This is a genomic window from Paraburkholderia aspalathi (assembly GCF_900116445.1).
In the GTDB taxonomy this organism is placed as follows: domain Bacteria; phylum Pseudomonadota; class Gammaproteobacteria; order Burkholderiales; family Burkholderiaceae; genus Paraburkholderia; species Paraburkholderia aspalathi.
On the sequence record NZ_FPBH01000004.1, the window covers coordinates 52,576 to 67,362 of the forward strand.

General features: G+C 61.5%; 14 protein-coding genes. 5 read left to right on the top strand and 9 right to left on the bottom strand.

Annotated features, from left to right (window positions below; translation table 11 throughout):
- Window positions 1-57: 57 nt before the first annotated feature.
- The 5 genes from BM438_RS07665 to BM438_RS07685 all read right to left on the bottom strand — a co-directional run bounded on the left by BM438_RS07665 (window position 58) and on the right by BM438_RS07685 (window position 4,599).
- Window positions 58-438: a hypothetical protein gene (locus tag BM438_RS07665; RefSeq protein ID WP_234475165.1), complete on the bottom strand. Its 381-nt coding sequence runs from the start codon at window positions 436-438 to the stop codon at window positions 58-60.
- A 140-nt stretch (window positions 439-578) separates the two neighbouring features.
- Window positions 579-1,202, bottom strand: a complete 624-nt coding sequence (locus tag BM438_RS07670; RefSeq protein WP_093633702.1) for a glutathione S-transferase family protein — start codon at window positions 1,200-1,202, stop codon at window positions 579-581.
- A 145-nt stretch (window positions 1,203-1,347) separates the two neighbouring features.
- Window positions 1,348-2,379 carry a histone deacetylase family protein gene (locus BM438_RS07675; RefSeq protein ID WP_093633703.1) on the bottom strand — a complete coding sequence of 344 codons (1,032 nt, stop codon included), beginning with the start codon at window positions 2,377-2,379 and terminating at the stop codon, window positions 1,348-1,350.
- Window positions 2,380-2,470: 91 nt separating this feature from the next.
- On the bottom strand, window positions 2,471-3,364 hold the full coding sequence (gene aguB / locus BM438_RS07680) for an N-carbamoylputrescine amidase (protein WP_093633704.1): 894 nt from the start codon (window positions 3,362-3,364) through the stop codon (window positions 2,471-2,473).
- A gap of 197 nt (window positions 3,365-3,561) precedes the next feature.
- Window positions 3,562-4,599, bottom strand: a complete 1,038-nt coding sequence (locus BM438_RS07685; protein ID WP_093633705.1) for an AraC family transcriptional regulator — start codon at window positions 4,597-4,599, stop codon at window positions 3,562-3,564.
- Between the two features lie 184 nt (window positions 4,600-4,783).
- Here BM438_RS07685 and BM438_RS07690 point away from each other — a divergent pair, with 184 nt between their 5' ends.
- The 3 genes from BM438_RS07690 to BM438_RS07700 are packed head-to-tail and all read left to right on the top strand — an operon-like array spanning window position 4,784 to window position 8,188.
- The gene (locus BM438_RS07690; protein ID WP_093633706.1) at window positions 4,784-6,133 is read left to right on the top strand and encodes a glutamine synthetase family protein; all 1,350 of its coding nucleotides are present in this window, start codon (window positions 4,784-4,786) and stop codon (window positions 6,131-6,133) included.
- A 13-nt stretch (window positions 6,134-6,146) separates the two neighbouring features.
- The gene (locus tag BM438_RS07695) at window positions 6,147-7,544 is read left to right on the top strand and encodes an aspartate aminotransferase family protein (protein WP_372450260.1); all 1,398 of its coding nucleotides are present in this window, start codon (window positions 6,147-6,149) and stop codon (window positions 7,542-7,544) included.
- Window positions 7,541-8,188: a GntR family transcriptional regulator gene (locus BM438_RS07700; protein ID WP_093633707.1), complete on the top strand. Its 648-nt coding sequence runs from the start codon at window positions 7,541-7,543 to the stop codon at window positions 8,186-8,188. Before BM438_RS07695 ends, BM438_RS07700 begins: the two co-directional genes overlap by 4 nt.
- A gap of 15 nt (window positions 8,189-8,203) precedes the next feature.
- On the opposite strand, the gene BM438_RS07705 is transcribed toward BM438_RS07700, so the two are convergent.
- Window positions 8,204-9,100 (bottom strand): LysR family transcriptional regulator, encoded by an 897-nt coding sequence (locus BM438_RS07705; RefSeq protein ID WP_093633708.1) that lies wholly within the window; start codon window positions 9,098-9,100, stop codon window positions 8,204-8,206.
- Window positions 9,101-9,267: 167 nt separating this feature from the next.
- Here BM438_RS07705 and tam point away from each other — a divergent pair, with 167 nt between their 5' ends.
- Entirely contained in the window at window positions 9,268-10,044 is a 777-nt protein-coding gene (gene tam / locus BM438_RS07710) for a trans-aconitate 2-methyltransferase (protein WP_093633709.1), read from the top strand.
- A 164-nt stretch (window positions 10,045-10,208) separates the two neighbouring features.
- The gene (locus tag BM438_RS07715; protein ID WP_054037539.1) at window positions 10,209-10,574 is read left to right on the top strand and encodes a hypothetical protein; all 366 of its coding nucleotides are present in this window, start codon (window positions 10,209-10,211) and stop codon (window positions 10,572-10,574) included.
- Between the two features lie 81 nt (window positions 10,575-10,655).
- On the opposite strand, the gene BM438_RS07720 is transcribed toward BM438_RS07715, so the two are convergent.
- The 3 genes from BM438_RS07720 to BM438_RS07730 all read right to left on the bottom strand — a co-directional run bounded on the left by BM438_RS07720 (window position 10,656) and on the right by BM438_RS07730 (window position 14,769).
- Window positions 10,656-11,870 carry a porin gene (locus BM438_RS07720; protein WP_093633710.1) on the bottom strand — a complete coding sequence of 405 codons (1,215 nt, stop codon included), beginning with the start codon at window positions 11,868-11,870 and terminating at the stop codon, window positions 10,656-10,658.
- A 157-nt stretch (window positions 11,871-12,027) separates the two neighbouring features.
- Window positions 12,028-13,479: an APC family permease gene (locus BM438_RS07725; RefSeq protein WP_208620627.1), complete on the bottom strand. Its 1,452-nt coding sequence runs from the start codon at window positions 13,477-13,479 to the stop codon at window positions 12,028-12,030.
- 291 nt (window positions 13,480-13,770) lie between these two features.
- Window positions 13,771-14,769, bottom strand: a complete 999-nt coding sequence (locus BM438_RS07730; RefSeq protein WP_093633711.1) for an AraC family transcriptional regulator — start codon at window positions 14,767-14,769, stop codon at window positions 13,771-13,773.
- Window positions 14,770-14,787 lie beyond the last annotated feature (18 nt).

The window sequence follows — 14,787 nt, forward strand, 5'->3', positions numbered from 1 at the left end:
TCTGTATGAGCAGTAGACGCGTTCAAGATGGCGTCGTGGCTGAGCTCATCCGGCGTATCAGCAGGGAAACGCCCCCTGAAGCGTGCGCAGAATGGCGAGCCCGATCGGGAAGTCGTCCGAGATGCTTGGATGGTTGGTGAAAAACTGATCGAGTAACGGGTAGACGTTCTGATTGCCGATAGCAAGGTTTTGCGGCGGGCAGAACAGCGGCGGACGCTTCTTCGACACCAGGTCCCCGTTCGCCCACCCCAGCGCATTGATCGTGCCGGTGATGTACGCCGCGTAGACCGAGTTGTTGTCGGTATGAGCCCAGAGCTTGTATTGCGCGGCCGTCATCTCGGCGCTTGCGTTGAGAGTAAAACAGGCCGTCAGCAAAGCCAGTGCAAATTTCGATACCCGCATCTTTAAACCTTCAATCTGTGTCGCAAAAGCGGCCATTGTAGGCGAGTCGGATCGTGGCGAGCAGAAGCACTCGGCACTTAGGTTTTTGTAAGTACTGCGCAGGCTTTTTTGTAAGCGTCGCGCGCGAATTGACCCCGTGATGCCAGGGCCGCCGCCATTACCTGAGAACGAACTGCTCACGGTGTGCCGTTGCGGCAGTACTCCAGATAGCCAGGACGCGTGGCAAGACGCTCCATGTAAGCCGTCAGCGCAGGAAAATCGGCATGCTGCAATGGCGTCTCAAGCCAACGGTTGATCGAAAGCGCGATCGGAATGTCCGCAAGCGAGAACGCCGAACCAGCGATGAAGCCGCCGGTCGTTCCCAGTTGCCTGTCGACGATTGCAATATGCCGCGCCCAGTTCGCACACGACAGATCAATCTGCTGACGGTCCTGGTGAGCCGGCGAGTGCCGGACCAGCGCAAGAAACGCGTAGCTCCACGCCCGGTTCAGCTCGCTCGCCTGCCAGTCGATCCATTGATCGCACCTGGCGCGCTCGCAAGGATCGCTCGGATACAGAAACTCGCCGTCATAGCGGCCGGCCAGGTAACGGATGATCGAGTTGGATTCCCACAGCACAAACTCACCGTCCTTGATCACCGGAACCATGGCATTAGGATTCAAAGCGACAAATTCGGGCACATCAGTCGCCTTGAATCCGGAACCCCAGTCCTCCCGTTCAAACGGCAGGCCGAGTTCGGCACACGTCCACAGTACTTTGCGCACGTTGATGGATGAAGCTTTGCCTAGTATCTGAAGCATAGGATCGGGGCCGCTCGTTCAGTCGCTATAGATAAAGTCACCGGGAATCCGGCTCGAATCGTAGCGTATCGATAGCGCGATAAAGCGAACATAGACACTTCGCACATTGCGCACTGGGCCAGCTTGCGTCACGACAGAGGGTCAGTTAAACCGACTCAAAACCCGTCAGCACATTCACGGCGTTGACCCCGATCGCCGCGACCGCGTAGCCACCTTCCATCACGAACAAGGTCGGTTTCCCCAATCGTCCGATCGCCTCGCCAATGCGCAGATAGTCAGCGCTGCGCAGCTTGAACTGCGAAATCGGATCCTCTTCGAAAGTATCGACACCAAGCGACACCACCAGCGCATCCGGTGCGTAAGCAGCGACACGCGCGCAAGCCGCGTCGAGCGACACCGCATAGTCCGCCCACGCCGTACCCGGCTGCAGCGGAAAGTTCGCGTTGTAGCCGAGGCCCGCACCCGCGCCGGTTTCGTCCGCGTGCCCGAGAAAGAACGGATACTCGGTGCGTGGATCGCCATGCAACGACGCGAACAATACGTCCGGGCGATGATAGAAAATGCTCTGCGTGCCGTTACCGTGGTGATAGTCGACATCGAGAACCGCCACGCGTTTCGCGCCCGCGTCGAGGAATGACTGTGCCGCCACCGCCGCGTTGTTGATGTAGCAGTAACCGCCCATATAGTCCGCCGCGGCATGATGCCCAGGCGGTCGGCACAACGAGAACGCACCGCGTGCGCCTGCCCTCACGTGGTGCGCGCCGGTTAGCGCGACATCCACTGCATCGCTCACGGCAGCCCACGTGCCCGCGGTGATCGGCACACCTGCATCCATCGAGTAGTAACCGAGCTTGCCGTCGATATCTTCCGGTACGCGGTCCTGGCGCATGCCGCGCACGGGCCAGATGAGCGGGAGCGCATCGTGCTTGCGGCCGAGCGCGCTCCATTGGTCCCATGCGCTGGCAAGAAACGCAATGAAGCCCTTGTCGTGAATACGGTGCACGGGATCGAGTCCGAACGATGTGGGCGCAATCACGTCGCCGAGCTTCGTCTCGCGCACCCGTTCCAGGATGAAATCCGCACGGCTCGGCATCTCGAAGCAAGGCTTCATTTCGCCGTCGATCAATTCGGCATGGCCATGATGCAGCCGGTGCCGATCGCTATACACAGTCAACATGCAATGTCTCCTCAGGATGCTTGTTGCTCGAATCCGTCGCTTGATACGTCGTTTAACGCGTTGAGGTTGGCCACGCCCGTGAATACGACACTCAAGATACCTGCTCTTGTGTACGGTGCTCGCCATCGCTCGTCGCAAGGATGCCGTAGCAGGCTGGACGCCGGTCACGAAACACGCCCCATGCATGACGAGTCGCGGCGACCGCATCCAGATCGAAACGATGCAGCAGGATCGCGGGCTCGTCGCGCCCAGCTTTCTGCACCTGCTCGCCGTACTGATCGGAGATAAACGACGAGCCGTAATAGCGCTGCGGAAAGTCGCGGCCCTGCTCGCGGCCGGTGCGGTTCGCAGCAATCAGCGGCACGAGGTTCGCGCCTGCGTGGCCCTGCATCACGCGTTGCCAGTGCGCGCTGCTGTCGAGCGAAGCGTCTTGCGGTTCGCTGCCGATCGCAGTCGGATAGAACAGCAGTTCAGCGCCGAGGAGTGCCATTGCGCGGGCCGTTTCCGGAAACCACTGGTCCCAGCAGATGCCGACGCCGAGCGTGCCGTAACGCGTCAGCCAGACGCGAAAGCCCGTGTCGCCAGGCGTGAAGTAGTACTTCTCGCTGTAGCCTGGACCATCGGGGATATGGGTTTTGCGGTAGCGGCCGAGCACGCTGCCATCGGCATCGATCATCGCCACTGTGTTGTAGAAGACATTGCTGGCCCGCTCGAAGAAGCTGATCGGCAGCACCACGTTCAACTCAGCCGCGACGCGGCTAAAGCGCGTGATGGCGGGATGGCCATCGAAAGGAAGCGCATGGCGGAAGTGCTTTGAATCCTGTTCGGTGCAGAAGTACGGCAGCTCAAAAAGCTCGGGCAGCAGAATCACCTGCGCGCCCTGCGCCGCCGCTTCGCGCACCAGGCGCTCGGCTTGCGCGAGATTCGCCTCGCGATCCCACCCCGGCACGGCCAACTGGATTGCCGCCACGCTGACTGCTCGCATCTCGTGTCTCCTCTGTTTTCGTCTGGGAAAATTCTGCCCGAGGAACGCGGCTGGGCGATAACGGGGAAACGGTCATCGAGGGGATAAATGTGGCCAATCTGGCCGGGCCGACGTGACATTGGAACTGGATTCGACGAAAGAACGTAGTCGCGCCGCTGAAACCGTGCGCTCAAAAGAACTCAGGACAGAACCGCAGGCTACGCGCAGCGATAGTCGCTCGGACAACGGCCGGTCCAACGGCGAAACGCGTGCCGGAACCCGGCCGTTTCGCTATAGCCGAGCCGCTCGGCAATATCCGACATCGACAGCCGCGTACGCACCAGGTAGTCGAGCGCGAGATCGTGGCGCACGCGGTCGAGCAGCGCCTGGAAAGCGGAGCCGCTGCCCGCGAGACGCCGTCTGAGCGTGCGCTCCGACACGCACAGCGCATCGGCGAGCGAGCGCAGTGAACCGTAGCGGCGTGGGTCGGAATACAGCAGGCGCAGGCTGCGCGCCGTGACGTCGTTACCCGCCGCGGTAGCCCATTCGCGCTCGAGTTGCGCGCATTGCTGACGCGACATCAGATAGCTCACCGGCTCGGCGAGGGGCAGCGGTTCGTCGAGCCAGCTGGCCGGAAAAATCAGCGCGTTTTCGGCAGCGTCGAAGGTGGCGCGTTGGCCGATCCGCTCTTCGTAGGCGTCCGCGTGAGCCGGTGCGCCGAACGTTACCTCGAGCGCGGATGGCGCGCGCCGCGCTGACAGCACGTCGCAGACCACCGCCCACATCGACGCGAGACACATGTCCGTATTGATCACGGCGAGATCCGGCCGGTAGCGGTAATCGGCCGCGACGATCGCCGCGACATCTGCGTTGCGGCGCAGCGAAACCTTGAAGTAGCTTCCAAGCAGTAGGGGAAAGTCCTGGGCACACTGCAGCGCGTCGCCAAGCGTGGGACTCACCAGCATCGCGTAACCGAGGATGCCGTAGCTCGAGATATGCAGGGCGCGGCCGATGTCGAGGCCGATGCGCGTATCGCCGCAAGCCTGCAACGCGTTGGCGAACACGATCAGTTCCTGCGCGTGCGTGACGAGCCCGGACGGCTGACGCAAATCGCCCTCGCTAACGCCGCTTCCCGCCAGCAACACCTCAGCGCCAATCCCCTGCCGCTCCAGCAAGGAGACGGCGGCGGCAATCGTATGCAAGGTCGCAACGCATTGGGCCGGCGACGGGCGTGGCGAGCACGGTGCATCGGTCATGGGTGATTCTCAGGTTCCCTCGATCAACCGATGATATTTGATCAAATTTCCCAAAAGGGAAAATCCGTGCGATGATTTGATCAAATCCCATGATGCAAAATGCCCAGCTTTTCCGAACAGGCTCGTTCGCGCAAGGTTTGCAGCCGCGCTTCGCGCCGTCTTCATCAACCGACTGGAGTCAACCTTGCAAAGCGACCTACGCGACGACCTGCGTGAATTCCTGGAACATCACCGCATCCATGAAGTGGAATGCGTGATACCGGACATGACGGGCGTCGCGCGCGGCAAGATCGTGCCGAAGAACCTGTTTCTCTCGGAAGGCAAGATGCACATGTCGAACGCGCTGCTGATGATCACCGTCAACGGCGAGTTCGCGGATTTCGAGCGCTTTGTCGGGCCGAGCGATCCCGACATGGTCTGCATCCCCGATCCGAACACGGTGCGGCTCGTACCGTGGGCAATCGAACAGGTCGCGGTCGTGATCCACGATTGTGTCGGACTCGACGGCAAGCCGATCGGCATCTCGCCGCGCGCGGTGTTGCGGCGCGTGCTGAAACTCTATGAGGAAAAAGGCTGGCGCCCTGTGGTCGCGCCGGAGATGGAGTTCTACCTGATTGCGCAGAACAAGAATCCGCATGAACCGCTGCGCCCGCCGCTCGGTCGCGCGGGGCGCAGCGAAGCCGGCCGCCAGTCGTTCTCGATCGACGCCGTCAACGAATTCGATCCGTTCTTCCAGGACCTGTCGCGCTTCTGCGAGACCACGCATCTCGGCGTCGAAACGCTCGTGCATGAAGTCGGCGCGGGGCAAATGGAGATCAATTTTTCGCACGGCGACGCGCTCGATCTCGCCGACCGCGTGTTCCTGTTCAAGCGCGCGGTGCGCGAAACCGCCTTCCGTCACGGCATTTTCGCGACTTTCATGGCCAAGCCGATGGAGCATGAACCCGGCAGCGCGATGCATATTCATCAGAGCATCGTCGACAGTCAAACCGGCGAGAACATCTTTTCGCTTCCCGATGGAACAGCGAGCCCGCTGTTTTTCAACTACATCGGCGGCTTGCAGAAGTACATGCCGCAAGCCATGCCGATGTTCGCGCCTTACGTGAACTCCTACCGGCGCCTGTCGCGCTTCACCGCCGCGCCGATCAATGTGCGCTGGGGTTACGACAACCGCACCTGCGGCATCCGCGTGCCGAATTCCGGACCGGACGGCCGGCGGCTCGAAAACCGCGTGCCGGGCGTCGACGTCAACCCCTATCTGGCAATGGCGGCCACCCTCGCCTGCGGCTATCTCGGCATGGTGGAGCAGCAGGAAGCGTCGGCGCCGATGATCGAAAGCGCCTACGACCTCGAATACGAATTGCCGCGCGGTCTCGAAGATGCGCTCAAGGCGCTCCTCAAGTGCACCGAACTCGCGGACGTGCTCGGCGACAACTTCGTGCAGGCCTATTGCGCGGTGAAGGAAAAGGAGTTCGAGACCTTCTCGCAAGGCATTACCGCGTGGGAGCGTGAGCATCTGCAACTGCTCGTGTGAGTGCGGGCGGCTTATGGAAACGTCATCGGAGAAGCTGGATTTGAATACTCGCCAAGGTATCAACTGGGAGCACGCACAGGCGCTCGTCGAACGCGAACGCCGCGCGTTTGCCGAAGCCATGCCGACATCGCGCGCGCTGTCCGAACGCGCCGCGCGCCACCTGTTGTTCGGCGTGCCGCTTCACTGGATGAACGATTGGTCGACGCCCTTCTCGCTTTATGTCGAAGAAGCACGCGGCGCCGCGTTTACCGACGTGGACGGTCACCGCTACGCCGACTTCTGCCTCGGCGATACGGGCGCGATGTTCGGCCACTCGCCGGCGCCCGTGGCCCGCGCGTTGGCAGCCCAGGCCGAGCGCGGTTTGACGACCATGCTGCCGGGCGAGGATGCCGCGTGGGTCGGCGAAGAACTCGCGCGCCGTTTCGGCCTGCCCTACTGGCAGTTCGCGATGACCGCGAGCGACGCCAACCGCTTTGCGTTGCGCTGGGCGCGCGCGGCGACCGGGCGCAAACAGATCGTGATCTTCAACGGTTGCTATCACGGCACCGTGGACGACGTGTTCGTCGATCTCATCGACGGCCAGCCGCAACAGCGCGACAGCCTGATCGGCCAGGTGCACGACCTGCTCGGCACCACGCGCGTGATCGAATTCAACGACCTCGCCGCGCTGGAAAACGCGCTGAAAGACGGCGAAGTGGCCTGCGTGCTGGCTGAACCCGCGATGACCAACATCGGCATGGTGCTGCCCGAGCCGGACTACTGGCGGCAAGCACAAGCGCTTATGCGCCGCTACGGCACGCTGCTCGCGATCGACGAAACCCACACCATCAGCTGCGGCCCCGGCGGTTACACGAAAGCGTACGGCCTCGAACCCGATCTGTTCATCCTCGGCAAACCGGTGGGCGGCGGTTTTCCGTGCGCGGTGTATGGGTTCAGCGCGGAGCTCGCGGCCCGCGCGCAGCACGCCAAGCGCAGCGCACCGCCCGGCCACTCAGGCATCGGCACCACCCTCACGGCGAACATGCTGGCAATGAGCGCGATCCGCGCGACGCTCGCCGAGGTCATGACCGACGCCGCCTACGATCACATGTTCGCGCTCGCCGAGCGAATCGAGACCGGTCTGAAGGATGCGATCGCACGCCACGGCCTCGCGTGGTGCGTGACACGCGTCGGCGCCCGCACCGAATTCCAGTTCACGCCGACGCCGCCGCGCAACGGTGACGAAGCCGGCCGCCAGCTTGACCCGGAACTGGAGCACATCGTGCACCTGTACCTGCTCAATCGCGGCGTGCTGATCACGCCGTTTCACAACATGATCCTGGTATGCCCCGACACGTCGGCGGCCGACGTCGACAGACTGGTTTCCACATTCGACGCCTGCCTTGCGGAACTGATCTGTCGAGCTTTATGAAAACTTCGCGCCATCACACGCTGCAGGACCAGACCTACGAAACGCTACGGCAGTGGCTGACGATCGGGCGCTTCGTGCCGGGCGAGCGCATCAAGATCCGTCACGTCGCCGCCGAACTCGGCGTGGGCGAAATGCCGGTGCGCTCCGCCTTACAGCGCCTCGCCGCCGAATCGGCGCTGGTGAACGTGCCCAATTGCGGCGTGACGGTGCCACGTCTGTCGAAAGAACAATTCGACGACGTGCTGCGCGTGCGCCTGATTCTCGAAGGCCAGGCCGCCGAACTGGGCGTGCCGCATCTCAGCGAGCACGATCTGGAAACGCTGGAAAAACTGAATGAGCAGATGGTGCAGGCCTTGCGGATCGCCGACGCCAAGGGCTATCTCGACGCCAACGAGGCGTTTCACCTGATTCTGTACCGCGCGGCCGGCTCGCCGCTTTTGCTCGAATTGATCGAAACGGTGTGGCTACAGGTTGGGCCGATTTCGAATCTGTTGTTTGGCGACGCGCAGTTCGCCGCCACGCTCAACGACGCCCACGACGATTTGCTGACCGCCGCGAAGGCGCGCGACGCGGCCGGCGTGCGACGCGCGATCGAGGACGATCTGAGTCATGCGGCGAGTTGTTTGCGGGCGCAGTGTTTGTAACGGTTGGCGCAGGAATCACGCTTTCAACGTCGCCTGTTCCAGAATCATGTCGTAAAGCGCCTGCGCCGCCGGCGACAACTGAGCGGTCTTACGCGCCACGAGAACAAGCGTGCGCGAAACCACCGGATGCGTGAGCTCAACCGTGCGAACCGTCGGATACGCGCCCTTCTGAATGGCGAGCGCCGGCACGACGGCCGCCCCCACACCCTGAGCGACCAGCCCCACGGCAGTCGAACTGCGCTGCACTTCGTAAAACGAGCGCAGCGCCAGTTCGCTCTTTTCCAGCGCGATATCGAGCAATGCGCGATTGCCGCTGACCTCGCCGGCAAAAATCAGCGGATACGGTTGCAGTTGCTGCCAGGCGATGCGCCGCCGTTTCGCCAGCGGATGATCTTCATGGCAGATCAGCACGTAGCGGTCTTCCGTCAACGGCACGCTGGCAAGATCCGGATGATGCTCGCCGGCGATATTGATGCCGAATTCCACCTCCCGGCGCAGCACCGCCTCCTCCACTGCGGACGACGCGTGATCGAGAATCTTGATGCGGTTATGCGGATAACGCGCGGCATAGGCCTGCAGAATGCGCGGCAGATACTGCACGCCCACGGTCGGCACGCAAGCGATCGACACGTCGCCGCGACGGGCCACCCCCGTCTCACGAATTTCCACCAGCGCATCGGCAAGCTCGCCCAACAAGCGGCGCGCTTGCGGCAGAAAACTGCGCCCTATTTCCGTCAGTGCCATGGAACGCGTGGTCCGCTCGATCAGCGTGACGCCGAGATACGTTTCGAGCTTACGCAGACGCTGCGTAATGGCCGTTTGCGTGACGTGCAGCGAATCGGCGGCGCCTTGAAAGCTGCCGCGATCCGCGATCGCGACGAACGCCTGTACGCCGAGCGTGTCGATTTTCATTAGAAAAATGAAGGAATTGAAATGATAAATTCATTTTACTCCGCCTTCGCCGCCGCACAGAATGAGCGCATTGGATCGATTTGACATCACACCCTGTGGGTGGATGTCAGCGAAAACGGTCCGGAAATCGGATGCAATTGGGTGCAATCGGGACAAAGGAGCGCGAGATGACTTCATCGACAAATTGGCAGGCAAAACAGTACGTGTTATTCGAAAACGAGCGCACGCGTCCGGTCAGGGATCTGCTGGCTGCGGTGCCGGCAACGGATGTGCGAGTGGCGGTGGACATCGGCTGCGGGCCCGGCAATTCCACCGAAGCGCTGGCGGCCCGCCTGCCCGGCGCGAAGGTCAGCGGCATGGACAGTTCCGCCGACATGATCGCGGCGGCCGTCAAGCGCCTGCCGCAATTCCAGTTCGAGGTGAGCGACATCGAAACGTGGGATGCGCCAGGCCCTTACGACCTGATCCTCGCCAACGCCGTGCTGCAGTGGGTGCCGAATCACGAGCAACTGTTTCCATCGCTGGTAAAAAAACTTGCGCCGGGCGGCAACCTGGCCGTGCAGATGCCGGACAACCTCGACGAACCCGCGCACCGTTTGCTGCGCGAAATCGCGGCGGACGGCCCCTGGGCGAACAAGCTGAGGGGGGTGGAACGCACCATGCGCTATGGCGCCGACTGGTACTACGCGTTACTCAAACCACTGTGCGCGCGGGTCGACGTGTGGCGCACCGTCTACCATCACCCGCTCGCGGGCGGCGCGGACGCGGTGGTCGAGTGGTTCAAGGGCAGCGCGCTGAGGCCGTTCCTCGCCGAACTCGACGAGAGCGAACAAGGCGTCTTCCTCGCGCGCTACCGTGATGCGATCGCGCGAGCTTATCCGGCCCAGGCTGACGGCACCGTGCTGCTGCCCTTCCCACGGCTGTTTATCGTCGCTACGCGCTAGCGGAGTCAGGCCGCCTGCGGGTTACCCCGTGGTGTTTGTGGTGCCGGAGTCGCCAGGGTCAGTCAGGCATTGCCGCTCGTGAATTCTGCGTGATATTGTGTAACGTAAGCGGAGGGCGGCTTGCCGCCCTAATCGGAACGCAAATTTCAGCAGCGAGCGTCGCCATGAGTGATGTACGCCATCATCTGAGTCCACGGGACCGTTTGGAGCTGTTGTGCTGGCTCACCTGCGGCTGCCTGGGCGCTTATTACCTGAATGAGGACTGGCCTGACGCGGCGTTTCACGTGCAGGCCGCTCATAAGTGGCTCGACTATCGGTCCCGGGAAGCAGACTGGTTGAGTATCGCCAGGTTGTCGGCAACCGCGCTGGAGATTGCGCAGCGGCACGCGAAATTTGTCGAGGCCGATTGGGCGCGGGACGCGGTCGAAGAAATTCTCGATACAGACGAACTCGACCCGCAGGCGCGGCTAGTCAAGCAGGTGCTGGCGGATTGCCAGAACGCGCTTTCGGACAAGCGCCTCGCCGATTAATTTTTTCCCGCGCGACATGTTGCGTGAGTCGGGATGCGGCGTTGGCTCCGTTGATCGGTTTGCCAGCGCCGCGCAGGCAAATTAAAAATTGTGCCGCAAACCCACGATCACGGAGAGTTGTTTATCCGTGTCCGAATTGACGATATTCGGAATCTGCGCCAGATTCTCCGTCTGCCCCGTCGACGGATTGATCCCCAGCCCGGCGCCGGAAGATTTCTGCCCGATCGCCACCGCATAAACCGCCGTCCGCTTCGACAGGCTATACACCACGCCAAGGTTGATCTGGTGCACGCGGGTCGAAGCGCTGCTGCTCGGTTTGGCATCGTTGAAAATATAGGCCAGACCAAGCTGCAAATCCGGCGCGACCATATAGGTCGTATTCAACTCGGCAATGTCGAACGAAATATCTTGCCCCGCGGGCGTTGCCGCACTCGCGAAATACTGGCTCTGTGATAGGCGCGTATGCGTATAGGTGAGCGCCACGCCCGCCTTGCCGAACGCGTACGAGCCCCCTGCTCCGAAAATCCTCACCTTGCTCGCCTGCTGCAGCAGACAATACGACGCGTCAGCATTCGCGCAACTGAAATCGCCGATATAACCGGTCGTGCCGCCTAGGGCTGCCTGCAACGGCTGATTCAACTCGAGATACCCCGCGCTCAGCGACAACGGCCCCTGCGCGTAATTCGCCGCCAGTGCCCAGCCCTTGTTCTGCGAGAAATTCCCCGCCACGCCACCCAGGCTGAACAAGCCGCCCACCGTCAAACCACCGAAGCTCGGGCTGATGTATTTGATCGAGTTGTTGAAGTTGAACGCTTCGTTGAGGTTGTCGACGTCGCCGAAATGCGAGCCGTACAACGTCGCCCAGTTATTGCTCGATGCGTACGCTCCCATGTAGTCGGAGAACGGATCGTATTGACGGCCGAACGTCAGCGCGCCGTACGTACCGTTGTTCAAACCGACCCATGCGTTGCGGTTGAACAGCGTATTCGATTGCAGCATCGCACCGTTGCCGATCAGAAAGCTGTTCTCCAACGTGAAGTTCACCGTGGTGCCGCCACCGATATCTTCAGCGCCCGTCAAGCCCCAACGCGACGGCACCAGATTGCCGCCCGCCAGCTGATAATTCGCGTGGCCGTTGGTGCTGCCGTCGGCGAGCGTCGTCTGCTGGTTGGTGGTGTACACGACGCCGGCGTCGACCGTGCCATAGAGCGTCACCGAAGATTGCGCATGTGCGCCCATCGCGAGGCCGCACGCGGCCAGCGCAAGCGCCGAGCGCTTGACGAATGTGTCTGCCATATTTTTTAGCCGGAAGTTGAGTGGTGAAATCAGCAAGAACAAACTGGACGCCCTGAACGAACGACACCATTCCGCCGCCGTTCAGGAATGAACGACAACAGTCGATCGTTAGAACGTGGCGAGCTAGCGCGCGCTGGGTGCCTTGCGCGCTATTCGATTACTGCCCGAAGCGCGCGTAGATATCCGGTCGCTTCTTGCGCAAGATGAGACCGATCACGACGCCGGAGAGCGCCACTGCGAATACGATCCAGGGGAAGGACTTGACGATCGGGCTATCGGAGCCGCTGAGCGCATCGAGATTGCGCACCAGAATCACGCCGATATACAGCAGGCCGATGCCACCGACGAGAGGCGCGACGAACGAATGCCATACGCGCGTGTCCTTGCGCGTCTTGCGAAAGAACGCAATGACGGAGAAACTCGTCACCGCTTGCAACATCACAATACCAATCGTGCCGAGCGCCGAACTCCAGCTGAACACGATGTTGAATGCATCGCTGCCTGCCGCGATGAAGAGCCCGAGCAGAACGCATACGGAGAGCGTCTGCAGATAGCTCGCCACATACGGCGAACGGTATTTTTCGTGCACACGGTTCAGCACTTGCGGCAGGATGCCCTCCAGGCTCAGCGCGTGGATATAACGCACCAGCGTGTTATGAAACGACAAGAGGCTCGCGAAGATACTGCTGAGCAACAGGAAGCTCATCACCGTCGTCACCGCACCGCCGAGGTACTTGCCGGATTGAATGAACCAGAAGTCGCCCGGCTGCTTCGTCGCGACTGCGACCACGTCGTTGAGTCCATACGCGCAAACAATCGTCCACGTGACGAAAGCGAAGAACACGAGAATCAGCATTACCGACACATACGTCGCGCGTGGCACGGTCACCTTCGGGTCCCGGCATTCCTTGCCGTAAATCGCCGTCGCTTCGAAACCGATAAACGACGCAAAGGCAAACATCACCGCAATGCCCAGGTGGCCGCTGAACACATGCTCCGGCGTGAACGGCGCGAGCGTGAGACCGTTCGGGCCACCACCATGCACGACGATCGCAATCGCAAGCAGCAACAGGATGCCCAGTTCGAGACACATCAGCACGCCGAGCAGCCGGCTATTCAGATCGATACCGCGGATGCCGGTGAATTGCACCACCGCCACGCAGATCAGCGAATAGCCGTACCAGGGCATCGCCGTGTGCAGGAGTGGAGAAAGAATCACCGTGCAGAAGAATCCAAACAGGCCATACAGCGCGATCTGGATGAAGGTGTACGACATCAGCGCGACGAGTGCGCCGGCCATGCCCAACGGCCGGCCAAGTCCGGCGGTAATGTACGCGTAAAACGCACCGGCGCGCACCACATGCCGGCTCATCGACGCGAAGCCCACGCTAAAGATCAGCAGCACGACGCCGGCAATCACGAACGCGCCCGGAATGCCGGCGCCATTGCCCAAGCTGATCGCGGGCGGCACCGCACCGAGCATGCCGGTAAGCGGCGCGGCCGCGGAAATCACAAGAAACACGATCTGCCACAGGCCCAGCGTATTGCCCTTCAGTTCCACGGGATTCTCCGCGTCGACCAGACGGGTCGGAGAGTAGGGTTCATTCATCGCTGCCTCTATTTTGTTGGCTAGTCTGGAACTCGCCTAAACCCTGGAAATACTGGTCCAGACGCTCGCTTGACCGACGTTCGAAGTTTCGGTGTGAGCGCATGGTAGGTAGCTAAAAAATAAAGCGACTTCGCGAACTGCGCCAAATTTTCGATAAATTGCGCCAATGCTCGCGAGCGTCTCATGCACTGCAGTTCGCAGTGAATAGTTAGGAAACTGAAGTTTTTATTTCGTGTGAGGATTGCGCCTTTACGCGCTTTCAGAATGAAAGCAACTGCAGCGCCACTACCTTTATTGTTTTTTCCAGTTGCGCGTGGCGCGCCACAGCACGGTCGCGTCGGCATAACCCACGGCGCGGGCGATTGCCGCATTGGTGAGCCCTTCGCGTTCAAGCAGTCCTTCCACACTGCGCTGCCGCTCTTGGCGCACGATCTGCCGCACGGATGTCCCCGCCTCGGCCAAATGCCGCTGCAATGAACGATGAGAGAGACCGAGATCTTTCGCGATGTCGGCAACGATCAGCTTTTCGTGCGCGAGCCGCCGCGTCACCAGATCGCGTACCTGGTCGGCGATGCTGTGGGGCACCGCATCGCGCGCAATCAGATCGGTGGCGTGGCGCTCCATCATGCGCGCCATTTGCGTGTCGGCGCTTTTGAGCGGTGCATCGAGATCCGACGGACGCAGGATCACACCATTGAAAGGCTGCTGAAAGCGTACCGGTACGCGGAAAATGCGCGCATACGGTTTGAGGTCAGCGGGCGCGGCATGTTCGAAATGCACTTCGGCCGGGTTCCACGCCGCGCCGCGCACGGCCCGGATCATATGGCACATCGTCGAGAGGCTGTATTCCGCGTCCTGCCGGCGCGGCCAGATCTGCGGATTGGCGATCTGATAGGTCCATACCGGCCATTCGCCGTCGCGCAGCAACTCGCAGGTCGTGGTGTTCTGCCACGACGCTAGCGCGAGCGAGAACTTGCGCACTGCCGCATTCAAGGTCGGCGACGATAGAAACACGAGACCTGCCGGCCCGAGCTCCGTCACCTGCAATTCGCTGCCCAGACGCAAGCCGAGCGACGGCTCGCCGAGTACTTCGGCCGCGCGCTCGAATGCCGCCACGTAACGCGTCAGCGGCAGGATTTCATAGGGATTCGACAGGAGCTTGCGGCTCATGCCGAACGCTTCGAGCAGCGCGTCGCAATTGGCGCCTGATGCATCGAGTGCGCGCACAACCGGCCCCATGACCGCTGCGCGGATCATAGGGAAACTACCGTTGAGCGTGACTTTTTTCATGCTGAGCGTCTCCTCTCA